Genomic DNA, 24,460 nt, shown 5'->3' with positions numbered 1-24,460 from the left:
AGGATATGCATTAAAAAGCTTATATTAAGCAGTGCACGTTGCTTTTACGGTGTGGGTACCGAAATTAGTAATTTCGACTTTTGCGCCCGATTCAGCGCTTAACTTCAGATTTTCATTTGGGTGAACAGTGATTCGTAAAGATTCTCCTGCTGATAAGTTGATGTCATTAACTTTTCCTTTTTTAGCTAATGCGACAACTAAAAGTTCATCTCCTTCATCTTCGGTAGTAATTTTACAATTGGCTTCTACTGGCCAGAAAAGGTAATTAAGAAATATTTGCGGATCATTACTAGGCAAATCATATTCAATCGTGACTCCTCGTTGGAGCAAATGACTTTGCGTAGAATACGCGCTTGTACTTAAAGATGCAGCAATACATAATAAGCCAAGGCCAAATTTTCGTAACATTATATAACTCCATAATGATAATAACCGAGCTAAGATACATTTATTTTATAGGTATGGCAAATTAATATCATTCATGTTTTTAATGATCACACAAGTAGGTTATCGACAAAGTCCGAACAAAGCTCTAAAGCAAACCAGAACTTATTATGCATCAATTAGTAAACGGAAATTCACAATTTACCTAGATTCATTAAATAATCAATCATATAGCCTGGGAGGACTTAGCGAGTTATTGGAGATGATTTATGGGCTTAGATTATCTAAATTTAGAGGCACTCGCAGGATCCTAAAAAAATAATCCAATATAATAATGCAACCAGAAGTTTGGGCAAGGGATTGGAGTGATTGTATAGGAGTCTATATTGTTCACAGGAAAAGGCATAACATACCCACTAAGACTCCCATGAAGTCTTAGTGGGTAAGTTGTTATTTACAATAGGTACCAGCCCATGTTTGTTTACAAAATGTAACAAAATCTGGTTCTGTATGATATGTAGTATACCACTCAGTCCATAATTTTTGATTTGCAGGCTCTGCATACCAAGCTTCAAACTTTTGTTGATCGTAAGTGATTGGATCTTTCCAAGTTACTGTTGTGGTTGTTGTTGTTGTATCAGCAAAAGCTGAAGAAAAGCTACCAACTATTACGCATGCGGCTAACATTTTTTTAAACATAACTATCTCCATTTAGTTTATGAAAAATCAATTTAAGTGTAGCTAACATTTTATATAGTGCAAACAATAAATTCAGATCATTTTTCTTGTTTTTGGGCATAGTTTGTGGAAACCGAAAAAAGTTATCCAATCTAAAGCAGCCTCTGGACTATATATTTAATTAATATACACGATTTCATAAAAATCAATATCTTTTTTGTTATAAATCGTGTTGTCATGAGTCCATGAAACCAACAACTTGTTCGTTTTAGCGATATCAAATAAGGCTCTCAACCTGAGTGACTGAAATGGAAACAGCTTTGTGGCTATTGTATTCATAGATGGATAAAGCCTTCGCAAATTCGATATTACTTTTTACTGTCAATTTATGCTTGATAATCTTATGGGTTATAGCAATTTGTATTTTTTAATGAGTTAGTTTATTACTATAGGGGACCCTTGGGAAAATAAAAAAGTGGCTTAAGAACAATGATACAAAGTTTTAATTTAAAGATAACTTTTTCACGTTCAGCCAAACGTAATTATTATAAACCAATAAAATCCTATAAAGGCTTAACGATGAAATCATCAGTGGAGTTAAAAGTACTAGTTGTTTTGGCTACTGGAGTTGTAATTGCACTTTCGCAACACATTTTGTTTCCTATCTTACTTTCATTCTTTTTATATTTACTAGTTAGCCCACTTATGGAATGGCTTTCCTTCATTAAAATCCCTAGAATTTTAGCCTCTGCACTCATTTCTATCGCCATTTTCGGAGTTATTTCTTTAGGAATTACCTTTTTAGTTCCTCCTGCTTCAAATTGGATAGAAAATGCTCCTCGTAATTTTAAAATTATTGAAGATAAATTCAGAACTGTTAAAGATTCTTTAGGAGAAATTAATAAAGCTGCTGAAAAAGCCCAATCAATGACTGGCATGGATCAGAAAAAAAATATGGTGGTGACTTCAAACCTAAGTCTAGCCCCCTCCATATTTAATCTAACGACTAATATAGTTATTTCTATTGGCACAGTACTTATTTTACTTTTTTTCTATTTGATATATTTTCAGTCATTTATTCAGAAAATAGAGCGAGTTTTATATAATAAAAGAAAATCGTTACCAGAAAACCCTTTTCTTCTCAGTCTGAAAAATGAAGTATCGAAATATTTGTTCACTTTTTTAATGATATGCTTTGTTCTCGGAGCGGTTATGTCGGTAGTATTTTGGTTATTAAATCTACCTAATCCGCTTTTATGGGGTGTAATGGCAATGTTTCTCACGTTTATCCCTTATCTTGGACATATGATTGGAATAATTATTGTTTTATTTGTTTCTCTGATTACATTTGATTCGTATCTGCATATTTTTGCGCCTCCTGCTTTGTATTTTTTAATTACTGCACTAGAAGGTCAACTAATAACTCCCATTTTTTTAGGAAAACGTTTAAAATTAAACCCTCTTCTAATTTTTTTAAATATTCTTATTTGGACTTGGTTATGGGGCGCTGCTGGGGCTCTTATTTCTGTGCCACTTCTAGTCACAGTGAAAATAACCCTCGAATACATACCTGAGCTATCAAAATATGCAATTCTACTTGAAAAATAAGGTTTGATATTTTGTTATTACTCGACCTTTTTCTAGAGTTATTAAAAATTGATCCAACATAATTTCCCTTAAGAAAATTATGTTGGACTTAGGAACTGCTTTTGTTCTAAATAAGAGAAAATTGGTTAATCTGAAGTATTGGAACTTCCATTAGTATTGTTGGTATTATTTTGTTGAGATTTATCCCATCCTTCTTTATTTCCTTTTTCCCAACCCGGAGGTGTTTTATTTTGTAAACGAGCTGGCTCTTTGTTTTGTAAACCAGGAGGAGTTCCTGCTGTATCAGTACCTGTGGTTGTGGTGCTACCTGTACCCGTATTTGTGGTATTTGTAGAATCAAAATTTCCTATAACGGGTAAAAATAGAAGTCCTACAAAATAATCCTATTTATCCATCATAGTATAATTATTAATCAGTATTAATTGAAACTATAAGAGAGTATGCTACTTTTTTGGCTTAAAAAAGTAGCATTTTGTATGTAGGGAGAAATGATAGGGGTGAAAATGATCCATATTATGAGACTATGGAATTTTTAGTTCTTCACCACCACCACGACATTCACCTTAGTTCACTAGTTTTACCATGCATTGCTTTCAACTTAAAAGTTGTAAGCGATAAAAAAACAATCTATTGAAGTACATTTAGATTGGAGATTTCGGTTGCTGGATTGTTCTGTACACTGGTTTGTGAGAATAGGCCATTTTTTGAGGTTAATTCACGATTTAAAATTAGCTTGTTAAGTGCTGCCGTGGCTAAATCGTCGAAAATAACAAATTTATCATGTTTTTGGCCAGTGGCTAAATTCTTGATGAGAATACCTGCTTCTTTAATTTTTTGTCCCTTCAATTCATTGTCTTCTTCCATCTCATAAGTAATATAAGCTACTCTAAAAATATCATCGAGAGAATAGATGCCAAATCGATCATTTTTTCCTAATTCTTCGTTTTTTTGATTTATAGATTCAACTAATTTGATAGCCTCTTCTTTGGTTCCAATCTCAATGACTCGATACAATGTCGCATATTGCATATTGGCCCATTGTTCACAATATCCAACTAATCCAACAGAAGATAAATTAGAATCATTCTCATCTAATAAAGGATAAGCAGGGGCTTTAAATTGAATAGCTGCATTAACTGCAGTAAAAAAACTGCTATTAATACCATCTTTTAAAAACTTAAACCCACCACCTAATGCCAGGGAGTTTTCAAAATTATTAGTTGCAGGATTTAATTTCCCGGAAGCCAATACCAGTAATTTATCGTTGTTTTTGACTTTAATAATAGTAATTATGCCAGCACCATTTAAAGGGATTTCATCACCTGGAAATTTTTGATTCGCTAGTGATTGTTTATAATCAGGTTTAAATGTAGAAACTTTCATTCCTGAATGAGTATTTGTAAGGGGCATACACCTCTCCAATGTTAATATAAAAATAAATAATTATACAAAGTGGCTCTATTGGGAGCAATTGCTTTTACATAATTTTAGTTATAATACAGGTGCATATTTATGGATATTCCGGTTATGACCAAAACCTTTTCGATCTTAATAATTTAAGTCCTATACTATCATTAATGGACCTATTTTTATTGGTTACTTAATGCATCATCAAACTTTAGCAATTTTCGTTTTTATGACTTGTTCTACTGCCGTTTCCGCACAATGTATCCAAGACCAGTATGGTGAAGTGGTTTGTGGGAAGGGAGCTTGTCTTATGGACAATAATCTCAAGGTGGTTTGCTCACCATATAAAAATGGCGAATGTGAAAAAGATAGTTATGGGAAAGTTATTTGTGGTCCTGGGCAATGTTTACGAAATCGTGACGGCACTGTTGTTTGTTCCACCTTTCCAGAAGGTGGTTGTGCTAAGAATCAATACGGTGATGTGATATGTGGCGCAGGAAAATGTGTTAAAGACAGAAGTGGTGAGGTTGTTTGCGGAGGGGAAGGTGAAAGTTGCGAACTTAATTCTTATGGAGAGGTTAAGTGCGGTAAATAGCAAGGAGTGTCTCTTTGAAAACAGTTAATACTTAAGGTATGACGGTTTGAAAAACTTTAATGTATAAGTGGGTAGTATGTTTGGTTTATCAATGTCTATTAATATGCAACTTAATTTTTGGACGGGTGCGTCCCAACATTTTATTGGCAACACGAAGTAAGAAAGAACACCATACGCCATACAATACAGATAAATGCATAAAATATAAAGAACGATAGGCTAATTGAGCCACTTTGCCTCCAACAAAATAACGCATTTTGCCTATCCCCGTAATATCTCCATAGGTACCGTAGCAACTTATTGCGATTAAAGATCCTTTATCTTCATATTTAAAATCAAGCAGTTCTTTATTATTTAATCTATTTTTTAATGATTTTGCTAATAAATATGCTTGCTGGTGAGCTGATTGTGCCCGGGGAGGAACAGGTTTTCCTGTAGCTAAATCCATCACATTTGCACAATCACCTAGAGCAAAAATATGTTCATCATTGATAGTCTGTAATTTTGAATTAACCATTAATCGATTTAAATTATCTACAGTTAATCCATCAAGTGTTGACAAAAAATCGGGAGCTTTTACCCCTGCTGCCCATATACACATACTTGCAGGCAGAACTTTTCCGCTTTTAGTATGAACTCCTGCACTGTCAATTTGACTTACAATTTCATTGGTTAAAATTTCGATTCCTAATTCTTGTAATTTTTTAGCAGTTAAGGTGGAAAGTAATTCAGGAAGAACAGGTAATATACGAGGAGCCCCTTCAATTATTGTAATTTTAGCCAATTTTTTAATTGCATGATTAAATTGGTATTTTTCGGTCTGATTAAGGGTGTGGAGTAATTCTGCGCCCAGTTCGATTCCTGTAGCTCCACCTCCAACGATTACAATATTAAAGTTTTGATGTGCTGCCTCAAGTGCATATTGCAGGCATAAAAGTTTATCGACATATTTTTTTTGAAAATGATTTGCTTGCTCAAGATTATCAATACTCAAACAATGCTCCTTAACTCCTGGAGTATTGAAATCGTTACTTTGACTTCCAATAGCAATAATTAATGTGTCGTATTTTAAAGTCCGTTCTGGGACTATAAGATTTTGTTCTTCATCTTTAATAGCAGCAATATGGATGATCTTTTCTTTGCGATTTATGCCAACCATCGTTCCGGGTTGGTAATTATAATAGTGTGATATCGCGTGAGAGTAGAAATTGAGCTGATCCATATTTGAATCGAGAGAGCCGGCAGCAACCTCATGTAATAAAGGTTTCCATATATGGATTTCTTGTTTATCCAGAAGGGTAATCTTAGCTAATTTCTTCTTTCCCAAATCTTTACCCAAACGAGTAACTAACTCAATTCCACCGGCTCCTCCACCCACAACTACAATATGATGTGGTTCTTTACTCATTTTAGTTTATCCTTAATCCATTTCTGTCTGAATTGGAAATAAGCTCTTTGGCTTATAATCCTCGACTAATTCAGTATATCTAAGGCATTTTTCGCTTCAATATAAAGTAGCTAATCCCTAACACAACACCGTATACAATATGGCCTACTAAGGCAGGTATATTGTGTTTTATACCTTCAATAGTCCATTTGGCAAATAATGGAGTGCCAGAGGAAAGAACAGGTAATAAAGTCATAGGTCCACCCACCCACATCGCAACACCAAATAATAAACCAAGTACTACAGCTATTATCCAGGAATTAATTAACCATCCTAATATCAGGGCAAAAGCGATACCGCTTCCTATGCTCACTACAGCATGAACTACTAGACCACCTGCAATTGTTGGCATGTTAATGATCATTCCTAATGTTTCAATCATTCCCGCATGAGCTAAAAAAAAAGCAAAAACAATTCCCGCAATAATACCTGCTATTGCACCTTGCCAAATCCAATTGAAATTTTTCACGATAGTTCCTTAAATGAAATCCTTATGTTACCTCTTGTTAATATAGATCAAATTTTCGAAATTAAGTGACTTTATGTAATCTTTTGTGTGGTGATATCGATTTTGTAGAGATATTCTTATTTTAAAACATCGGTTCATCGGGTAGTTTTTGCATCCGATAAGTTAATCCATATTCATTTACCAATATAAAAATAGTAAGTATTAAATTACCTGAGTCACTTTTTTTAGACACTCTACCTTTGTAGCGCAGGCAAGAATCCATCTCACAAAACCAGTACGGGAAATAATTTGAGGGATTGATTCCCGCCTGCGCGGGAATGACAAATCGCGTGAAAACATGCTAATCCCAGGAATAGGAGAATCCGGGATAGGGCATTTAACGCCAGCATAATCTTTATTGATTGCTTACGACTTGATTGTTTCCAAAAACAACCCCATTAGGTCCTGCAGTTTGTCCGCCAGAAGATCCAAACATAGTTGTTCCTGTGACACCTAAAAATGAAGGTAGAAACAATAAAGCGGCTGAGATAAAAACTAGAGCAATTGGCGTTCCAATTGGAATTTGAGTCGGGTTATCTTTGTGTTGTTTAAACTTCATAATCGCCCCGATAGAAAATCCCAAACCAGCCAAATAAGCCCCAGCAGTAATCAATTTAGCCAGATTTGTAAACGATCCAGTAATTGTTTCTGCCATTTCCCCTAAAGACACTACGGGGTTTGCTGCTTCAGCAGTATGGCTTACTAACGTCAGAAATGTAAGACAAGCAAGACTGCTTAACCAATAACTAAAACCAGGTTTATTTATAATGTTACTTTTCACAACTTCCTCTCCAAAATTAAAAAAAATCTGGGTATGATATTATTTAATAAATAGTTTTATTTTCAAAATAATAGATTTTAAATTTTCATATTCAAATGTAAAGAGCTAGGAGCAAATAGGTAGGACATTTAACCTACTCCGTAGAAAATTTAGATTTTTTGGGGGGTAAAATGACCTGAGGGATGGCGCTGTAATGCCTCAGATCATATAACTCAACTAGGTTTCTCCAGGCAACTCTTTATATCGATTTATAACGTTTCTAAAGATTTGGCAATAGATTCAGTCATTGCTTTGGCATCTCCAAAAAGCATGTAGGTATTATCATGATAGAACAGATCATTTTCTACCCCCGCATAGCCGGGTGCTAAGCTTCGTTTAACAAATAATACGTTTCTAGCTTTTTCTACTTCTAAAACGGGCATTCCATAAATGGGTGAACTAGGATCTGTTTTTGCTGCAGGGTTCGTTATATCATTTGCTCCTATTACATAAGCTACATCACAGCTTGCAAAATCTCGGTTAATTTCACTTTGTTCAAAAACTCTGTCATAGGGAATATTGGCTTCTGCAAGCAATACATTCATATGGCCAGGCATTCGGCCAGCCACTGGATGAATTGCAAAGCGAACTTTAATGTTGCGGTGTTCTAGCGCATCAACTAATTCTTTGACCGCATGTTGAGCATGTGCTACGGCCATACCATACCCCGGAACAATAATTACATCTTTAGCATTACTTAGGAGGAATGCTGCGTCTTCACCATTACCCTGACGTACCGTTCGTGATTCATTTCCTGTGTTTATTTGTGAATTAGCTGCTGATGACTGAATGCCTCCAAAGATAACATTAAATATCGAACGGTTCATTCCAACACACATAATATAACTTAGAATCGCCCCACTTGCCCCCACTAGAGCACCGGTAATAACCAGTAAATGATTGCTGAGTGTAAATCCGATACCTGCTGCAGCCCATCCTGAGTAGGAATTCAGCATGGATATAACTACGGGCATATCGGCGCCTCCAATAGGAATAATAAGCAATACACCAATTAAAAAAGCCAACCCTGCCATGATACTAAACAGTGTGAGAGTTTGGTTAATAAAAAATAAGACTAATAAACCAAGGATGGCTAAGGCTATAAGAAGATTAATCGCGTTATGACCTATAAGTTTGATGGGTTTGCCCGACATGATTCCTTGCAATTTGAGAAAGGCGATCACGGAGCCTGAAAAAGTAATAGCTCCTATTATCAAACCCAGACTCATTTCGATTAGACTTGCCTTGGCAATTGCGCCTGGGACGCCAATATGAAACGACGTAGGGGACAAAAAGGCACAAAAAGCTACTAGAACTGCTGCCATTCCCACCAAAGAGTGAAATGCTGCAACGAGCTGAGGGATTGCAGTCATATTAATTTTATAGGCAATAAAAGTTCCAATAATGCCTCCTGCAATCATTAAACTAATGAGTAAGGGCTGATGATAAGTCGTTGGCATCATCAAAGTGGAACCTACCGCAAGAATCATTCCTGCAATCCCTAACAGATTTCCTCGTCTTGCAGACGCAGGACTAGCTAAGCCTTTTAACGCGAGTATAAAACACACAGCCGATAAGAGATAAAATAAAGGAACCAGGGTTGTCATGAGAAATCATCCTTAACTATTTATGTGTAATGACCCTATTAAATCAACTTAAGAAAATGCAGTCTTGAATCCCAGGACTTAGCTGCACCAGTCCGGTAACAAGCCCCGTGCTGAATAAATCTCTCTAGTTGACACCTTGAGGAGCGATTACCTATTTTTTATACATACGTAACATGCGTTGGGTTACCACAAATCCACCAAAAATATTAATTGAGGTAATAAATATTGCCAAACCACCGATCCAGGTGATGTCTCCAATGAACTCGCTTCCAGCAGCAATTAGTGCCCCTAAAACAATAATACTGGATATCGCATTGGTTACCGACATCAAGGGTGTATGCAAGGCTGGAGTGACCTTCCACACCACATAATACCCAACAAAGCAGGCCAAAACGAAAATAGTGAGGATGGTAATGTATGGATCACCTAATGTATTAATCTCATGCATTTTGTATCTCCTTTTTTGCCTGAAATGGTAAATATTGATTTTGATGACAAAGTACTGCTTGTTGAATAATTTCATCATTGGGATTTAATGTGATTTCCGGAGGAGTCGGCGCTAAAAGATTGATAAGATGTACCAGATTATTGGCATAAAGTTCGCTCGCAGTAGCTGGAACAAGTCCGGCAAGGTTACTGAGACCAATAATGGTAACTTCCCCATGTTTTATAGTTTTATCAAGAACGCTGACTTCACAATTTCCTCCTCGTGCAGTCGCGAGATCCACTATTACTGATCCAGGTTTCATTTGTTCTACAGTTTTTTTAAACACTAATATTGGGGCTTTTCTACCAGGAATTAAGGCAGTGGAAATGACGATATCTGATAATTTGGCATATTGATCAATAAGTTCTGCTTGGAGTTTTTTATACTCCTCACTAACTTCCGAAGCATAGCCTCCTTTCGTTTCACTGTCTTGATCTTGGCTTACTTCGATAAATTCAGCGCCTAAACTTTCTACTTGTTCTTTCGCTGCTCGCCGTACATCGAATGCGTACACGACAGCACCTAAACGTTTGGCCGTTGCGATGGCTTGTAGACCCGCGACCCCCGCACCAAGAACAAGTACCTTAGCGGGTTGAATCATCCCTGCAGCCGTCATCATCATGGGAATAACCCGATGAAATTCAGCGCATGCTTCTAAAACCGCTCTATAACCTGCTAAATTTGCTTGCGACGAGAGGCTATCCATACTTTGCGCTCGACTGATGCGCGGAATAAGATTCATTGAAAGTAATGTGACATGTTTTTCCTTGCACCATGTTATTAATTTGCTTTCGGGATCATTATCAATATGACCTATTATCAATGCGTTTGGTGATAAGCCTTCTATGTTCTTGGAATCCGGCTCATTAATACAAAAAAGGATATTGGCTTGTTTGAGTATGGTTTTTTTATCACAAATCTTGGCACCAAGCTCTTCGTAATCCTGATCGTTGAAACCGGCAGCAAGCCCTGCGTTTTGTTCTATGGCAACATCAAAGCCTAATTTAATTAAGTGCTTTGCTGAATTAGGAGTAATGGCTACCCGAGTTTCATTGTCTGGGGCCAATAGAGTTGCGATCATCATGGTAAATCCTTTTTACCTAAATATTCTTTATCCTATTGTAATTTAGAATGATTTTCCAGAGTTATAATGAGTAACACAGAAATTGTAGTCAGTGCAGTATAGCAGAACCTAGTGTTGTAGAATATTTCCGGGTGTCGATGAATTCAGGCTTCAATTATAACTATTGGAACCTCATAGTGAGGAAGTAGTGGGTTTATTTTGCTCCTCTTGCAAACTATCCACTTCTAAAGCTAAAGCAATTTGATTGGCACATGATTCTAAGAGTTGTATTTTTTCCGGTGTAGTGAAATCATTATCCTTAGACGGTTGGACTCTTAAAACGCCCATGGTGCCTCGTGCGCCGAGTAATGGAATAAAAAGTGCATTAGAAAACGAGAGGGTATCAGTTCCCCATCCAGCTTTTTGCCCTAACTCGAATACCCACTGAGCAATACTGTATTCTTTTTCATCCAACTCTTGATGCGATTTTGCTCTTGCAAGAACAACAAGACGGCCATTTTTTGGTAATAGGGCGATGATTTCGCAGTGAAGAATTTCTGAAATATAATTAATCCCAGTACGAAGCAAGCGGACGATCCCTCGCGTTCTGGATAATCTTCGACTTAAAGTATACAGAGCTGAAGTTTGATATTCTGCAAGACGTGCAACTTCTGATTGACGACGAGTAACTAAGGTTAATTGACAAATAATTAATGCCATAATAAGCATCATAACGAGGGTGAAAAAATAATCTGACTGGAGAATTAAGAAACTATAATAGGGTGGAATAAAGAAATAACTATACGCTAAAATACTGAGAAAAATTCCTGAAACTGCAGGACCAGCGCGTCCTAATAAAGCAATACACGTCATTCCAATTAAATAAGTTAGGGTTAAACTTGTATCATTAACTAAAGGATAAATTAAATAATTAATGAGTGTTGTGACTGCAACAATACAGGTCGATAAAACGTAATAGAGCCAGGAGGTCATGGGTGTGGCCAACGATTTCTTTCTTGATTTTTTTGCCCTTTCGGTCATGGTATAAACATCGATTTCACCACTGTAACGTAAAATTTCATCTGCCAAACTACGAAAGAAAAAATTTCTCCAACGAGTACGAATCTGTTTACAAATCATAATCAAGGTGACATTTTGCTCTCGGGAAAAATTAATAATTTCTTTAACGAGGTCATAACCCCTTAAAATATGAGTCTCAGCTCCCAACTGCTCTGCAAAAAATAAATTCTTTAAGGCTTGATTTCTTTGGGTTCTCGATACTTGAGTGCGGGTCGAGTCTACATATACGGCAATCCAATCTGCCTGCAAACTTGAGGCCATTCTTTTTGCTGCTCGAATCAGTTTATGCGACTCCGGACCAGGCCCCACGCAAACGAGGATCTTTTCCATGATTGGCCATATATGTTTAATGCCTTGACCTTGTCTGTATAAAAGTACCTGTGTATTTACCCGTTTTGCCAGAGTGCGTAATGCTAATTCACGTAAGGCCATTAAATTGCCTTTACGGAAATAAAATTCAGCAGCAAGTCGGGCTTGTCTGGGAAGGTAAACTTTGCCCTCAGAAAGACGTTTTAATAAATCTTCCGGTGCTAAGTCAACTAACTCAATGGTATTGGCTCGTTCTATCATGACATCAGGAACAGTTTCTTGAATCGGTGCATGAATAATTTGTGAGACATCATCATTGAGGCTCTCTATATGTTGAACATTGAGCGTGGTATAGACATTAATCCCCCGGTCGAGTAATTCTTTAATATCTTGCCAGCGTTTTTTATGCCGTACACCGCTTACATTGGTATGTGCCATTTCATCGATAAGAATCAATCCTGGATTTCTTTTTAAAGAAGCATCCAGATCAAATTCCTGTAACTGTTTACCGTGATATTCAATGGTTATTTTAGGCAAAACTATGAAGTCTTTAAGTAGTTCTTCAATTTCAATACGCCCATGAGATTCGACAATACCTACTACTACATCTAATCCTTTAGCTTGTTCTCCCATTGCTTCATGAAGCATCGAATAAGTTTTTCCTACTCCTGGGGCCGCGCCAAGGTAGATCTTCAGCTTGCCACGTTGCTTTTGTTGCTCTTCCTCGATAACTTGTTGTAATAATGCATTGGGATCCGGGCGTTTATCTGTCATTAATTTGTCCTTATATGATCCAATGCTAAATTGAGCTCCAACACACTAATTCGTGGCTCTCCTAAAAGATGAAGGGTACGTTTTTTTATTAATTGATTCACTAATTTTTGAATTTCTTGTTCTGAAATATGACGTGCTTTAGCGATCCGCGGTATCTGATAGTAGGCTGCTAGCGGACTTATTTCCGGGTCCAGGCCACTCGCCGATGCAGTAACTAAATCAACTGGAACAAGTTGCTTTTTCATCATCGTTGGATCTTCCAAATTGTATTGCTGCAGTTTGGAGACTCGTTGTTTTACGATTGCCAAAAAGTTTGGGTTTGAAGGCCCCATATTTGATCCAGAAGAATAAGCTGCGTTATAAGGAAATGGAACGGTGGCAGAAGGGCGTCCCCAGAAGTAATCGGGTGCATCAAAGTATTGTCCAATTAATGCAGAACCAATCGGTTTGGAGTCAACCAGTAATAAACTGCCATTTGCTTGATAAGGAAAAAATATTTGAGCTAATGCTGTAACTACTGCAGGATAAATTAAACCTGTCAGTAAAGAGAAAAGGAGCAGAAATATTAAAGCTGTTTTTATTTGTTTTAGAGCTTCTTTAATCATTTTTTATCCTGTTAAACCTAAGGCGACTAAGATTAGATCGATTATTTTGATTCCAACAAAAGGAACTATAAATCCACCTAATCCATAGATGAAGACGTTATTTCGCAGAAGTTCTGCGGCAGGAAGACGTCGGTATTTAATACCACTCAAAGCTAAAGGTATAAGAAGAACAATGATTATTGCATTAAAAATTACAGCAGATAACACTGCCGTCTGCGGAGTTGCCAGATTCATGATATTGAATGCATTGAGCACAGGATAAGTACTTACAAAGGCGGCCGGTAAAATGGCAAAATATTTAGCGATATCATTGGCAATACTAAACGTAGCCAAAGCACCGCGCGTCATCAATAATTGCTTTCCTATTTCTACTACTTCAATTAATTTAGTGGGGTTTGAATCCAGATCGACCAAATTACCCGCTTCTTTTGCTGCTTGTGTTCCCGTATTCATTGCCACAGCAACATCTGCCTGAGCAAGTGCCGGTGCATCATTCGTTCCATCACCAGTCATTGCAACTAAATGACCTTGAGCTTGTAGGTTACGTATTAATGTAAGTTTGTCTTCTGGTTTTGCATTCGCTAGAAAATCATCTACTCCAGCTTCACCAGCAATTGAGGCAGCTGTTAGAGGATTATCTCCAGTTACCATGATGGTTTTAATTCCCATTTGCCTTAGTTGTGCAAAACGCTCTCGAATTCCACCTTTAATAACGTCTTTAAGACGAATAATGCCTAGAACTTTTGGGCCTTCTGTAACAACCAGTGCAGTTCCTCCTTGTCGTGAAATAATCTCCACATTTTCTTTCACGTTGTCAGGAACATATCCTCCTAACTGGTTGATGTATTCTTCGATTGCTTCCGATGATCCTTTACGAATTTGGCGATCGCCGATATTTGCGCCACTCATCCGTGTTTGTGCGGTGAATGGAATAAATGTTGCTTGTAATGGGGCAAGAGTTCTACCACGTAACTTATATTTTCTTTTAGCAAGAATAACAATGCTGCGGCCTTCGGGAGTTTCATCAGCAAGTGAGGCGAATTGGGCTGCATCGGCTAGATCATTAATATCAACACCTTCTGCAGGAACAAACTCTGTTGCCTGCCGATTACCTAAAGTAATAGTTCCTGTCTTATCAAGTATCAAAACGTCGACATCACCTGCAGCCTCAACTGCTCGTCCTGATAAGGCAATGACATTGGCTTGAATCATTCGATCCATACCTGAAATACCAATGGCAGAAAGTAATCCTCCAATTGTTGTGGGGGCAAGGCAAACAAAAAGAGCAACAAGTACCGTGATTGAAATTGCTGAACCTGATTTAGTTACAGAGACACTATAAATTGAAAAAGAAAGTAGAGTGCTACAAACCACTAAAAAAACAATAGTTAATGCTGCAAGTAAAATAGTTAATGCGAGCTCATTGGGTGTTTTTTGTCTTTTCGCTCCTTCAACTAGGGTAATCATCCGATCTAAGAATGTTTCCCCCGGGTTAGAGGTGATGCGAATAATAAGCCAATCAGAAATAATTTGTGTACCTCCTGTTACTGCACTACGATCTCCTCCACTTTCCCGAATAACAGGCGCACTTTCTCCAGTGATGGCACTTTCATTTACTGAGGCAATTCCTTCTATAATCTCCCCATCACTCGGTATGAAATCACCTGCTTCAACCAAGACCAGATCCCCAGCACGTAATTTCACGGAGGGAATTATGGTAAATTTTGCATTTTTAGATGCCTTTGCCAATTTTTTAGCTTGAATTTCACGACGTGCTCGTCGTAGCTCTTGCGCTTGAGCTTTGCCACGACCCTCTGCCATAGCTTCTGCAAAATTGGCAAATAAGAGTGTAAACCAAAGCCACAAACTAATGGCGAGAATAAAAAAAGTTGGTGCTTCACCTTTGCCTAAGCATGCTTGTATAAAGAGAATCGTGGTAATAATTGAACTTATATAAACTGTAAACATTACCGGATTTTTTATTTGAACATGGGGTGCTAATTTGTAAAAAGAGTCAAGTAAGGCACCTCGTATAATACTAAAATCCCAAATGGACTTTGATTTAGTAGCCATATTTCCCCCAAAGCATCAAATGCTCCACGATAGGGCCAAGGGCAAGAGCGGGTAAAAAGGACAACGCCCCTAGAACGATCGCAATATAAACTAATAAAGTAACAAAGAGTGGTGTATGAGTGGCTAAAGTACCTAAACTATTTGGAATACGTTTTTTCTTAACCAGCGAACCAGCAAGGGCAAGAACGGGGATAGCCAGCCAATATCTGCTAATTAACATGAGGATACCACCAACAATATTATAAAAAGGGGTATTGGCATTTAAGCCAGCAAAAGAACTGCCATTATTGTTCCCAATCGAAGTAAATCCATAGAGTATTTCTGTAAAACCATGGGCGCCGGGATTTGTTATGGAGTTTACACCAACGTGAGTTACAGAAGCATACGCGGTCGTTATGAGGACAATAAGAGGCATAATTAATACAGCAATTGATGCCATTTTCATTTCATAAGGTTCAATTTTTTTACCTAGGTATTCAGGGGTTCTGCCCACCATTAGCCCGGCAACAAATACAGTGAGGATGATCAGCATGAGCATTCCAGATAATCCAGAGCCCACTCCTCCAAAACTAACTTCACCTAAATGCATCATCCATAAAGGGATCATTCCGCCTAGAGGGGTAAATGAATCCAGTATGGAGTTGGCAGAGCCGTTAGAAGTTGCGGTGGTAGCTGTTGCCCAAATTGCCGAGTTAACAACTCCAAAACGGGTCTCTTTGCCCTCCATATTCCCAGCGGGGTAAAATTCAGATTGAGGAGTAGTATCAATCCCCAGATGGTGAAATGCAGGATTTCCTTTTTGCTCGACTACAATTTCAAACAGTAAACATGGAACAAACAAAATGGACATGGCTATTAAGATTGCCCAGCCTTGTCTTTTATCATGCACCATGGTGCCAAAGGTGAAACAAAAAGCGGCAGGAATTAGTAAGATTGCTACCATCTCCAAAAAATTGCTCAATGGAGTGGGATTTTCAAATGGATGAGCCGAATTGACATTAAAAAAACCCCCACCATTAGTACCGAGCTGCTTTATGGCAATTTGTGATGCTACCGGCCCCATGGGTATGATTTGCTCAGTTACGGTTATTGGTATTGTTTTGGGATTGCCTTGGCTATCTAATGCTTGTCCCATGGCTTTTGTTACAGGCTGTTGGTAGGTAAATGGGTGACTGAGGGTAATTTTTTGAAAAGGTTTAAAATTTTGAATGACACCTTGAGAGCATAGAATAAGTGCAAAAATCAGCGACAAAGGCAATAAGATATAGAGAATTCCGCGGACGGTATCTACCCAGAAATTTCCTAACCCCTTACTCTCGTGCTTTATGATGCCCCGTATCAATGCAACTAATAAAGACATCCCTGTGGCGGCCGAAATGAAGTTTTGTACTGTGAGTGCAAACATCTGAGTTAAATAACTCATTGTCGTTTCCCCACTATAAGCTTGCCAGTTGGTATTGGTGGTAAAACTTATGGCAGTATTAAATGCAAGATCAGGCGAGGGAGAGTGATATCCTTGAGGATTCAATGGCAAATAGAATTGAAGACGTTGCACGAGGTAAACAACCAGTAATCCTGATAAGTTTAAAAAAAGCATGTTTGCTAAATAAGTTTTCCATCCCATATCTTCTTGAGCATGGATGCCGCAAATCTTATAGATTAAGTGTTCGAAAGGTTTTAATATAATGTCTAAAAAGCAAGGACGGCCCTGATACACTCGTGCCATGTACCAACCCAATGGTTTTACAAGGAACAACAAAAAAAGTAGGTAAAATGCAATTTGTAGCAAACCAGGCTTTGTCATAAGGGTCCATCCCATGTCTAATTTAATCCATGGCTTAAAATAATTCAGGTTTGAATAATACAACTAACAAAAAAACTAACAAGCCGAAGGCGATAATTCCACAGATTAAATACAAGCTCATAATTCACTCCTTGATAAATCATCATAAAATCTTATTAATCCGAAGGATAAAGTGAAAAAGAACAGGATAAGTAAGAGCAATAAAAGATCCATATAATCTAAGTCCATTTTATAGTATGTATTAATTATAATACGAACTCAGTCTTTAAGTGTTTGATTATAGTAATTATAGGTGAAAAAAGGCAATCAAACTGATAATGAATGATTATAAGATTGTAAGTATCTACCATCTGGATCGGTTCTAAGTTGTGGGCATAAGGGCATAGATTGTTTTCAGGAGTAAATAAAAAAGGGCATATTATTTTAATACGCCCTTTTTGGAATTTGGGATAGACAGTAAGATTGAGTACAGTCCTTTTACCAAGGTGGACTCCTCTGGAGTGTTTTAGGCTTCTTAGTACATGCTAAGCTTGCTCACCGCACTCTCAATCTGGCTCCCAAAGTAAATAATGTTGGCTGAACAATGTGTACTGTCTATGGTTTTATGATAGGCCACTCTCAGTGTTAATGCCACATGATTTTCCTGGTTTTTTGCAAAGATTTCGTTAAAGTTAAAAACGGTTTAACTAGGTTATTGAATTCATGTAGAAAATAAAACGCGGACTTTAGCAATAACCGCGGTGCAACGAAGCAAAACTCAGATCTAATTACGGGGGTACAGGGTTTTGCTGCGCTACAGGGTTTAATTTCTCACTTAACTATGTCGTTTAATGCCAAAGAAGGGAACGCCAATGTAGGGTCTTCTTGTTGTGTAACTTCTAGGATTTTTTCCTGTTTGTAGGAAAATTTGGGTGTAGTACAGTTTGCCCTGTTTATCACGGGCAACTCCTATACCCGTCAAGTTATAATTTCCTACAATGTTTCTCCTATGGCCTGGACTTCTGACCCATTGGCTCACTACAATTTCAGCAGTTTTATAGTTGTACGCAACATTCTCGGCACCACCGCCAGTATTTTTAATTTGTGAACGTAGTTTTTTAATGCGTTTTCCAAAATCTTGATGACCAAAAGGCATACGATGGTTGGCCATATCCTGGGAGTGTTGTTTTGCTTGAATTACAATATTATTATCCATTGTAAGTTTGGATAAGCCATGTTGCTGCCGGTATTTGTTAATATAGAATAAAACAGCATTTTGGAGGGCGGTGTCACTTTCCGCATGCCTTGCTGAAGAAGCGGCATAAGCATGGGGCAATAAGTTGAACAGAATCAAACTTAAAACAACTATTTTAGTTTTTAAAGACATAACTATTCTCTTTTCATGATAAAATCGACTGGAATAGTGACTAAAAAACTCTCATTTGTCTAGAGTTGATTTGTATCAGATTAATTCAAAATAAAAAAATATTAAACTCTCTGGTTTGAAATGTTTCTCGTCTATCTTGGAGAGCAAATTAATGGCTCAAACTTGCTATAGCATCCGTTAAGTCTTCGACTTCGCCGGAATAATGAAAGTAAATTCGTTTTTTTGAACAGTCTATAATGCACAGGGGCTCTTGAGCTTGATCACCAAATTGTTTAAATATCCAAAATATCCCGTCACTATGTTGGTGTTCTATTTCTTTTAATAGGTCCACCATTTTATCGTTTTTCAGGGCGGAATGAGGACAATTTAAACTGGTTGTGCCGTGAGTGATTTTGTAGGCGTAATGTTGTTCTTTCATAATAGTACTCCATGCTACTCTTCGATAGAGAAGTAGATCCGTTTTGATTACATTATAGTCTATTGTAGCTTCGGTGCATTTGCCTTTAGGAACAACTATCTTTATAGATTAACAGACAATCCTAAAAGAACGGCATGTAAGGTGGGGATATTAGATAATTGTTCTCTTTTGGAGTAGGTTTCAAAATGAAAATTGGGTCCATTGCCACTGAAGATTCCTTGATATAATAAGCTTAAGTTGGCCAAAGCACTAATCGGATAACCAAAACCTGCTTGTATTTCACCTGCTAATTGGGAAATATCATTAAGAGGAACCCGCTCGTCTCGCCAATGTCTATAGGCAAGCCCACCTTTTAGTTGAGCAAAAAAAGAACTATTTCCCAGAGGATCACTTTTAGATGTAATTAATAAATCCAAGGTAGGAGCAAGCGTGGTTTGCATAGGAATCCATCTTTTCAGAGCATGAAAAGCTTCTTGGGGAATATTAAGCTTTATTCGAGTACCCGTTTGTAGTCCTAGTTCCAAGCCTAATGCAATATTGCCAGCCAGCATCATTTCATTGGCCAGTGCTAATCGACCTATGGGGACATTTTTATCTCTGGAGGATGTTACCTGATAAGTACCTGTGCCAGCGCTAGCAGTAACAGACCATGGTTGATCTTGTGATGTTAGTTTAGGGAAATAATCGCCAGCCATCGCATTAAATGATAATAAAATTCCTATTACAATTAATTTCATATGCCATATCCCTAAATGAATTGTTCATAATCATACTTTTGCATACCCACAAATCAGGATTTTCAGTTCCATCACTGCAAAAGCACCTATGGGAATATTAAATATAAAAAAGCAACAAACACTTCGATGATGAATTAAGCGCCTTTTTATCAAATTTGGCGGAGAGAGAGGGATTCGAACCCTCGATACGTTGCCGTATACACACTTTCCAGGCGTGCGCCTTCGACCGCTCGGCCATCTCTCCCAATTCGGGCAAGCTTATACAGGTCGGATAATAAAATCAACCCTGTATTGACCTAAATTTGTAACTTATTCGTAACTTATAATCGTTATTGTATATACTATGAATAAATAGGCGCCTAAAGACTTTACTATTTGGTTTGCAGATTTTCTTACTTTTGAAAAGAAAAGCGGTGAAACGTTCTGTAAAAGGATTGAATTATGTTAGTACGAACTTTTATTTTGATTTCCAGCCTCATCTCTTCAAGCTCGCTTTGGGCGGAGATTACTTGTTATTACACTCTCGTTAAAGATAATTGTTGGATCAAATATGATGTATCTGTAGATGTAATGGATGCCGTGAGCGCTAAAATTTTAACCACAATTACTGTTCCAGTTGGAAAATCCTGGACACGCCAAACATTTCCTTGTGAGCCGGGCCAAAAATTAATGTATCAAGCTCGTTTTTCTCCAATTTTTTGGCAAAGTGATGAGGGTAAAACTTATCTTGCCAAAAATTATTGGTCCTTACCTAATACCATTAACCCTGGGGATTCAGCTTGGAACGTGACCGTTTGTTATTCAAGTGATTTTGCATTAGTTCCTCTTCCTCCTAATGCCCCAGGTAATTGCAGTTGTGATTTTAATGATATCCCAGCAATACCGCCAAAAAAGATATAAATGGCATTAATTTTTATCTTTGTGTATGATTCACTTACTACAACATCAACTATTCTTTAAGAAATTTTTTTTCTTATTTGTTGACGGAGCGACTGATGATTACTCTAAGAAATAAAATTGGTCAGATGTTAGTTATGGGATTTGACGGTTGTGATATACATGCCAAGAGTCCTATAGCGGAATGGCTGTCTTCAGATGGATTAGGCGGTGTTTTATTATTTGATCAGGATGCTTCTACAAAGTCCTACGGTAATAATTTAAAAAACCAAACCCAAATCAAACGTTTAACTCATCAACTCAATTATTATTACCATTCGGCAGAAGTCAATTTCAAAAATAACGGGTTGCCTTTACTAATTGCCATAGATTATGAAGGAGGGAGCATTGATCGCTTGTCTCGAGTTGAAGGATCCATGCCGACTATGAATGCCTACAACATGGGCCAATTATCCCCTGGGGATTTGAAGGCTGAGTTGACGCAAATGGCATATACATTAAAATCATTGGGTTTTAATCTTAATTTTGCTCCCGTTGTTGATTTGCATTTGCAAGATCAGCAGGGGATTATTGGTAATTTACAACGTAGTTTTTCAGGCGATCCTGAGGAAGTAGTTCGTTTGGCCAGAGCATTTGTGGAAGTTTTCGAGCAGTATGGTATTGCATGTTGCTATAAGCATTTCCCAGGTCATGGCAGTGCATTAGGTGATACCCATGAAGGGTTTGTAGATGTTACCAATACCTTTCATGAAGATGAGTTAGTCCCTTACTATCAGCTTGTCCGAGATGTTTATCATCCAATTATGATCATGACCGCGCATGTGATAAATAAGCAGTTGGATGATGAGGGGTTACCTGCAACGTTATCTCACCATATTTTAACTGGCTTGTTGCGCCAAAGAATGGGCTACGATGGAGTAATCATTGCAGATGACCTGCAAATGCAAGCAATTACCGATCATTATTCACTTGAGGATGCCTTATGCCTTACAATCAATGCGGGGGCTGATATGCTGATCTTTGCAAACCAATTAGCAAAAATTACGGCAACAGCAGTAATTGAGATGATTGAACGTTTGGTTTTCGAGCAAAAAATAACTTCCAAACGTATAGAGGATGCTTATCGCCGAATCATCCGTTTCAAGCAACAAATCAATTGTCTTGAATTGGTTGACTGATGGATCGCCAGATTCTAAAATCTCTTGACGAACAAGCATGATGTGTTAGAATATCTCTAATTGTGCATTTTTTGATCAGAAAATATAAGGTTTTTATGGTGACTCACTCCAAGCAAACAACTCATCGCTCAACTCTTGCTTACTTCAAACTCGTTTCTTGTTGTTGCTGTTAATTTAATCTTTTCATTTTACTTTATTGATTTTTAAGGATTATTAACATGTGTGCAGCACATCAACAAAAAAAACTCCTCCTCAGCACTCCGGTGCTTTATGCATTAATGATTGGTTTAGGTATCTTTAGCGGGATGTCCAATATCGTTGTTTTAAAAGAGGTAGGATTATTAATTTCTGATTTATTTATTAAGCTGTTTAAATGCATTAGCTTGCCCATTATTTCTCTATCTATCATTGTAACTCTAGCCAATTACAAGACCGATGGATTCATGAAGAAAATTTGGCAGCGAACACTTAAGTATACTTTTTCTACGACTATAGTGGCTGCCATGATTAGTTGCTTGCTTTATATTTTAATCCAACCCAGCACTGTCCAGGTTAATTTGGATGCGCAAACAGTCAAATCAGCAAGTAGTTTGGGTTACTTAGGATATTTGGCAAATATTATTCCTACCAATTTATTATCTCCTTTTCTCGAACAGCAAGTAATAGGAGTACTGTTCTTAAGTATTATTATCGGTATTGCAGTGCGTCAAATTCCTGAGGAGGAGTCTCGGGAAACGATTACGCGATTCTTCCGTGGTGCTCATGGGATGTTTTTGGTAATGACTCGTTGGATCATCACCATTATTCCATTGGGATTATTTGGTTTTATTACTTCCACGGTTGTACAGTTGCGCTCAGGAATGGATATTAAAGGGATAGGTGAGTATTTATTGATCGTTGTTTTAGCAAACCTCATTCAAGGTTTTGTAATATTACCTCTGTGGTTAAAAACGAATAAGGTTAAGCCATTTGCAGCAATGCGTTCTATGCTTCCTGCATTATCAGTAGCATTTTTCTCTAAGTCTTCAGTAGGGACCTTGCCGGTCACCATGAATACTATAGAAAATAATTTGCAAGTAAAGCCCTCAGTAAGCCGTTTTGTTTTACCTTTATGCACTAGTATTAATATGAACGGATGCGCCGCCTTTATTTTTGCTACGGTAATTTATTTAATGCAGAGTCATGGTATGCCCATTTCTTATGGCACGATGGTTTTATGGATATTCGTTGCTACAGTAGCGGCCATCGGTAATGCCGGTGTACCCATGGGATGTTTCTTTCTGAGCGTTAGTTTACTATCGAGTATGAATGTTCCTATTGTCCTTATGGGCGTTATCTTACCTTTTTATGGTTTAATTGATATGCTGGAAACAGCGTTAAATGTTTGGTCTGATGCATGTGTGACCAAAATTGTGAATGATAAAGCAATTGCCGAAGAACAGGGTGAGTTAAAACCCAGAAAAGTATCTCCATATGAACCTGAGTTGGGATAAAATTATTGTCACTTGGGTAGCATAAGGAGCCCGGGTTGTAACCCGGGTTCATCATTTAAGAAGCTACTGTTGAGTCGTTATCCTCATTGTTAATTTTTCCTGCTGGATTCAAGCATCTATGATTTTCATAGGGCTCGCAGAAATGTGCAAAATATTGTTTAAAGTTCGATACAAATATTTCGTCATTTTCCATGAGGAAAATTTTTTCAGGTTGTAATTCAACATAATTCGAATCTCTTAAGACCGCTTTATAAAAGGAGCTGGCGTGAGAAGAAATCCATTTATCTAGAAAAGGAAGTATTTTATCTGGGTCTTGAGTGAAGAAGTTTTGATAAATATCACCAAACAGCTTGTTTTTCATTTCATAGTTGCTTTTGAAAAAAAAGTTACTATGGTCTTTTCTATATTCTGTAAAAGGAGGTCTGTTGGGTTTTTTTTTCATTCCTGCAGCAATATCTAAGGAAATGATGAGACCTTTTGCAGACTCAATCGTATATTGTGTTCCTAACAAATTAGTACCATTGTATTTGTTGAGGTAGGATTCTAAATAAGCAATGGCTTCATCACTTAACGGATCAAAATAACTGCTGATAACAAATTGGGTCGCCAATTTGGTTTGTGGGTCATAATAACAACTAATATAAATAGCATAAGTAAATTGTTCATTCACTATATGTTGTACTAAGATTTTATCAATTTGATTATTTACCTCATCGCAGGAGAGTTGCTGATTTTCTATATTTTTTTCCATACGAATAATTTGCGTTGGATAATCCATACTGCGAGTGAACGATTTATTTTGTTTTAAATTATCTGCCTCATTAGAGTAGGTGAGAACTTGACTGTTTTTATTCTCCGGATTTTGTGAAATGGTTAATGTGGTAACATCATCATGGGTTTGGCTGAAGACACAAAGTGGTACTAAGATGAGCGGGGCAACCAAGTAATTAAGTTTCATAAAAAAACTCCTTTTTTGTCAGCCCAGATTGCATCCTGCAAATAAAAATATGACTGGGTTATTTTGAGTATAGATGAGTGAATGAAAATTACTCTCCGTGCTCATTGTTTTGGTTGGTATTTTTTAAAGTAATGTGGATCCAAAAATAAAAAGTAAGTAATTTT

At 37.3% G+C, this 24,460-nt stretch carries 23 protein-coding genes, 1 tRNA gene and 1 other RNA gene; 5 read left to right on the top strand and 20 right to left on the bottom strand.

The window, feature by feature from the left end:
- Positions 1-24 precede the first annotated feature (24 nt).
- Together ACWTE2_RS21510 and ACWTE2_RS21505 are read right to left on the bottom strand one after the other, a co-directional pair.
- Positions 25-408: a hypothetical protein gene (locus ACWTE2_RS21510; RefSeq protein WP_182391257.1), complete on the bottom strand. Its 384-nt coding sequence runs from the start codon at positions 406-408 to the stop codon at positions 25-27.
- A 426-nt stretch (positions 409-834) separates the two neighbouring features.
- Positions 835-1,083 (bottom strand): hypothetical protein, encoded by a 249-nt coding sequence (locus ACWTE2_RS21505; RefSeq protein ID WP_454784294.1) that lies wholly within the window; start codon positions 1,081-1,083, stop codon positions 835-837.
- A 558-nt stretch (positions 1,084-1,641) separates the two neighbouring features.
- Between ACWTE2_RS21505 and ACWTE2_RS21500 the strand changes: the two genes are divergently transcribed.
- Positions 1,642-2,670, top strand: coding sequence for an AI-2E family transporter (locus tag ACWTE2_RS21500; RefSeq protein WP_454784293.1), 1,029 nt, complete (start codon positions 1,642-1,644; stop codon positions 2,668-2,670).
- A 627-nt stretch (positions 2,671-3,297) separates the two neighbouring features.
- Here ACWTE2_RS21500 and ACWTE2_RS21495 read toward each other — a convergent pair.
- On the bottom strand, positions 3,298-4,080 hold the full coding sequence (locus ACWTE2_RS21495) for a hypothetical protein (RefSeq protein ID WP_454784292.1): 783 nt from the start codon (positions 4,078-4,080) through the stop codon (positions 3,298-3,300).
- 193 nt (positions 4,081-4,273) lie between these two features.
- On the opposite strand from ACWTE2_RS21495, the gene ACWTE2_RS21490 reads away from it, so the two are divergent.
- Positions 4,274-4,672 (top strand): hypothetical protein, encoded by a 399-nt coding sequence (locus tag ACWTE2_RS21490; protein WP_454784291.1) that lies wholly within the window; start codon positions 4,274-4,276, stop codon positions 4,670-4,672.
- An 88-nt stretch (positions 4,673-4,760) separates the two neighbouring features.
- Here the strand turns inward: ACWTE2_RS21490 and ACWTE2_RS21485 are convergent, their stop codons facing one another.
- The 16 genes from ACWTE2_RS21485 to ACWTE2_RS21410 form a co-directional block, all read right to left on the bottom strand.
- Positions 4,761-6,080 (bottom strand): NAD(P)/FAD-dependent oxidoreductase, encoded by a 1,320-nt coding sequence (locus tag ACWTE2_RS21485; protein WP_454784290.1) that lies wholly within the window; start codon positions 6,078-6,080, stop codon positions 4,761-4,763.
- 79 nt (positions 6,081-6,159) lie between these two features.
- The gene (locus ACWTE2_RS21480) at positions 6,160-6,588 is read right to left on the bottom strand and encodes a hypothetical protein (RefSeq protein WP_454784289.1); all 429 of its coding nucleotides are present in this window, start codon (positions 6,586-6,588) and stop codon (positions 6,160-6,162) included.
- 394 nt (positions 6,589-6,982) lie between these two features.
- A complete protein-coding gene (locus ACWTE2_RS21475) occupies positions 6,983-7,408 on the bottom strand; it encodes a type IV secretion protein IcmD (RefSeq protein WP_454784288.1) in 426 nt (141 codons plus the stop codon).
- Positions 7,409-7,656: 248 nt separating this feature from the next.
- Positions 7,657-9,054, bottom strand: a complete 1,398-nt coding sequence (locus ACWTE2_RS21470; RefSeq protein WP_454784287.1) for an NAD(P)(+) transhydrogenase (Re/Si-specific) subunit beta — start codon at positions 9,052-9,054, stop codon at positions 7,657-7,659.
- 151 nt (positions 9,055-9,205) lie between these two features.
- Positions 9,206-9,502, bottom strand: coding sequence for a proton-translocating transhydrogenase family protein (locus ACWTE2_RS21465; protein ID WP_182391247.1), 297 nt, complete (start codon positions 9,500-9,502; stop codon positions 9,206-9,208).
- Entirely contained in the window at positions 9,495-10,625 is a 1,131-nt protein-coding gene (locus ACWTE2_RS21460) for a Re/Si-specific NAD(P)(+) transhydrogenase subunit alpha (protein ID WP_454784286.1), read from the bottom strand. The genes ACWTE2_RS21465 and ACWTE2_RS21460 overlap by 8 nt, the downstream gene beginning before the upstream one ends.
- Positions 10,626-10,796: 171 nt before the next feature.
- Positions 10,797-12,767 carry a DUF4118 domain-containing protein gene (locus ACWTE2_RS21455; RefSeq protein ID WP_454784285.1) on the bottom strand — a complete coding sequence of 657 codons (1,971 nt, stop codon included), beginning with the start codon at positions 12,765-12,767 and terminating at the stop codon, positions 10,797-10,799.
- Entirely contained in the window at positions 12,767-13,372 is a 606-nt protein-coding gene (kdpC, locus tag ACWTE2_RS21450) for a potassium-transporting ATPase subunit KdpC (protein WP_454784284.1), read from the bottom strand. The genes ACWTE2_RS21455 and kdpC overlap by 1 nt, the downstream gene beginning before the upstream one ends.
- 3 nt (positions 13,373-13,375) lie before the next feature.
- A complete protein-coding gene (kdpB, locus tag ACWTE2_RS21445; protein ID WP_454784283.1) occupies positions 13,376-15,445 on the bottom strand; it encodes a potassium-transporting ATPase subunit KdpB in 2,070 nt (689 codons plus the stop codon).
- Complete coding sequence (gene kdpA, locus ACWTE2_RS21440; protein WP_454784282.1) at positions 15,435-17,249, bottom strand: potassium-transporting ATPase subunit KdpA; 1,815 nt, start codon at positions 17,247-17,249, stop codon at positions 15,435-15,437. Before kdpA ends, kdpB begins: the two co-directional genes overlap by 11 nt.
- A 34-nt stretch (positions 17,250-17,283) precedes the next feature.
- A complete protein-coding gene (locus ACWTE2_RS21435; protein ID WP_220471025.1) occupies positions 17,284-17,370 on the bottom strand; it encodes a potassium-transporting ATPase subunit F in 87 nt (28 codons plus the stop codon).
- Positions 17,371-17,696: 326 nt separating this feature from the next.
- Positions 17,697-17,848, bottom strand: a non-coding RNA gene (ssrS, locus tag ACWTE2_RS21430) — 6S RNA.
- Between the two features lie 215 nt (positions 17,849-18,063).
- Complete coding sequence (locus tag ACWTE2_RS21425) at positions 18,064-18,615, bottom strand: CAP domain-containing protein (RefSeq protein ID WP_454784281.1); 552 nt, start codon at positions 18,613-18,615, stop codon at positions 18,064-18,066.
- Between the two features lie 148 nt (positions 18,616-18,763).
- The gene (locus tag ACWTE2_RS21420; protein ID WP_182391240.1) at positions 18,764-19,033 is read right to left on the bottom strand and encodes a hypothetical protein; all 270 of its coding nucleotides are present in this window, start codon (positions 19,031-19,033) and stop codon (positions 18,764-18,766) included.
- 101 nt (positions 19,034-19,134) lie between these two features.
- Positions 19,135-19,770, bottom strand: a complete 636-nt coding sequence (locus ACWTE2_RS21415; RefSeq protein ID WP_454784280.1) for a hypothetical protein — start codon at positions 19,768-19,770, stop codon at positions 19,135-19,137.
- 156 nt (positions 19,771-19,926) lie between these two features.
- A tRNA-Ser gene (locus ACWTE2_RS21410) sits at positions 19,927-20,014 on the bottom strand.
- A gap of 197 nt (positions 20,015-20,211) precedes the next feature.
- Here ACWTE2_RS21410 and ACWTE2_RS21405 point away from each other — a divergent pair.
- The 3 genes from ACWTE2_RS21405 (at position 20,212) to ACWTE2_RS21395 (ending at position 23,338) form a co-directional block, all read left to right on the top strand.
- Entirely contained in the window at positions 20,212-20,670 is a 459-nt protein-coding gene (locus ACWTE2_RS21405; RefSeq protein WP_182391238.1) for a hypothetical protein, read from the top strand.
- Between the two features lie 95 nt (positions 20,671-20,765).
- Positions 20,766-21,845, top strand: a complete 1,080-nt coding sequence (locus ACWTE2_RS21400) for a glycoside hydrolase family 3 protein (protein WP_454784279.1) — start codon at positions 20,766-20,768, stop codon at positions 21,843-21,845.
- A 218-nt stretch (positions 21,846-22,063) separates the two neighbouring features.
- Positions 22,064-23,338: a dicarboxylate/amino acid:cation symporter gene (locus ACWTE2_RS21395; RefSeq protein ID WP_454784278.1), complete on the top strand. Its 1,275-nt coding sequence runs from the start codon at positions 22,064-22,066 to the stop codon at positions 23,336-23,338.
- 55 nt (positions 23,339-23,393) lie between these two features.
- Here ACWTE2_RS21395 and ACWTE2_RS21390 read toward each other — a convergent pair whose 3' ends face one another.
- Entirely contained in the window at positions 23,394-24,296 is a 903-nt protein-coding gene (locus ACWTE2_RS21390) for an Lpg0189 family type II secretion system effector (RefSeq protein ID WP_454784277.1), read from the bottom strand.
- Positions 24,297-24,460 lie beyond the last annotated feature (164 nt).

This window comes from Legionella nigrisilvae, from assembly GCF_977063395.2.
This window is presented reverse-complemented; position numbering and strand designations above follow the sequence as displayed.

Excerpts from the sequence above, each read along its gene's own strand:
- ACWTE2_RS21425 (WP_454784281.1), bottom strand. The coding sequence starts at position 18,615 with ATGTCTTTAAAAACTAAAATAGTTGTTTTAAGTTTGATTCTGTTCAAC.
- ACWTE2_RS21460 (WP_454784286.1), bottom strand. The coding sequence starts at position 10,625 with ATGATGATCGCAACTCTATTGGCCCCAGACAATGAAACTCGGGTAGCC.
- ACWTE2_RS21455 (WP_454784285.1), bottom strand. The coding sequence starts at position 12,767 with ATGACAGATAAACGCCCGGATCCCAATGCATTATTACAACAAGTTATC.
- ACWTE2_RS21470 (WP_454784287.1), bottom strand. The coding sequence starts at position 9,054 with ATGACAACCCTGGTTCCTTTATTTTATCTCTTATCGGCTGTGTGTTTT.
- kdpB (WP_454784283.1), bottom strand. The coding sequence starts at position 15,445 with ATGGCTACTAAATCAAAGTCCATTTGGGATTTTAGTATTATACGAGGT.
- ACWTE2_RS21405 (WP_182391238.1), top strand. The coding sequence starts at position 20,212 with ATGTTAGTACGAACTTTTATTTTGATTTCCAGCCTCATCTCTTCAAGC.
- kdpA (WP_454784282.1), bottom strand. The coding sequence starts at position 17,249 with ATGACAAAGCCTGGTTTGCTACAAATTGCATTTTACCTACTTTTTTTG.
- ACWTE2_RS21500 (WP_454784293.1), top strand. The coding sequence starts at position 1,642 with ATGAAATCATCAGTGGAGTTAAAAGTACTAGTTGTTTTGGCTACTGGA.
- ACWTE2_RS21510 (WP_182391257.1), bottom strand. The coding sequence starts at position 408 with ATGTTACGAAAATTTGGCCTTGGCTTATTATGTATTGCTGCATCTTTA.
- ACWTE2_RS21400 (WP_454784279.1), top strand. The coding sequence starts at position 20,766 with ATGATTACTCTAAGAAATAAAATTGGTCAGATGTTAGTTATGGGATTT.
- kdpC (WP_454784284.1), bottom strand. The coding sequence starts at position 13,372 with ATGATTAAAGAAGCTCTAAAACAAATAAAAACAGCTTTAATATTTCTG.
- ACWTE2_RS21420 (WP_182391240.1), bottom strand. The coding sequence starts at position 19,033 with ATGAAAGAACAACATTACGCCTACAAAATCACTCACGGCACAACCAGT.
- ACWTE2_RS21435 (WP_220471025.1), bottom strand. The coding sequence starts at position 17,370 with ATGAGCTTGTATTTAATCTGTGGAATTATCGCCTTCGGCTTGTTAGTT.
- ACWTE2_RS21395 (WP_454784278.1), top strand. The coding sequence starts at position 22,064 with ATGTGTGCAGCACATCAACAAAAAAAACTCCTCCTCAGCACTCCGGTG.
- ACWTE2_RS21495 (WP_454784292.1), bottom strand. The coding sequence starts at position 4,080 with ATGCCCCTTACAAATACTCATTCAGGAATGAAAGTTTCTACATTTAAA.
- ACWTE2_RS21490 (WP_454784291.1), top strand. The coding sequence starts at position 4,274 with ATGCATCATCAAACTTTAGCAATTTTCGTTTTTATGACTTGTTCTACT.
- ACWTE2_RS21390 (WP_454784277.1), bottom strand. The coding sequence starts at position 24,296 with ATGAAACTTAATTACTTGGTTGCCCCGCTCATCTTAGTACCACTTTGT.
- ACWTE2_RS21485 (WP_454784290.1), bottom strand. The coding sequence starts at position 6,080 with ATGAGTAAAGAACCACATCATATTGTAGTTGTGGGTGGAGGAGCCGGT.
- ACWTE2_RS21505 (WP_454784294.1), bottom strand. The coding sequence starts at position 1,083 with ATGTTTAAAAAAATGTTAGCCGCATGCGTAATAGTTGGTAGCTTTTCT.
- ACWTE2_RS21415 (WP_454784280.1), bottom strand. The coding sequence starts at position 19,770 with ATGAAATTAATTGTAATAGGAATTTTATTATCATTTAATGCGATGGCT.
- ACWTE2_RS21465 (WP_182391247.1), bottom strand. The coding sequence starts at position 9,502 with ATGCATGAGATTAATACATTAGGTGATCCATACATTACCATCCTCACT.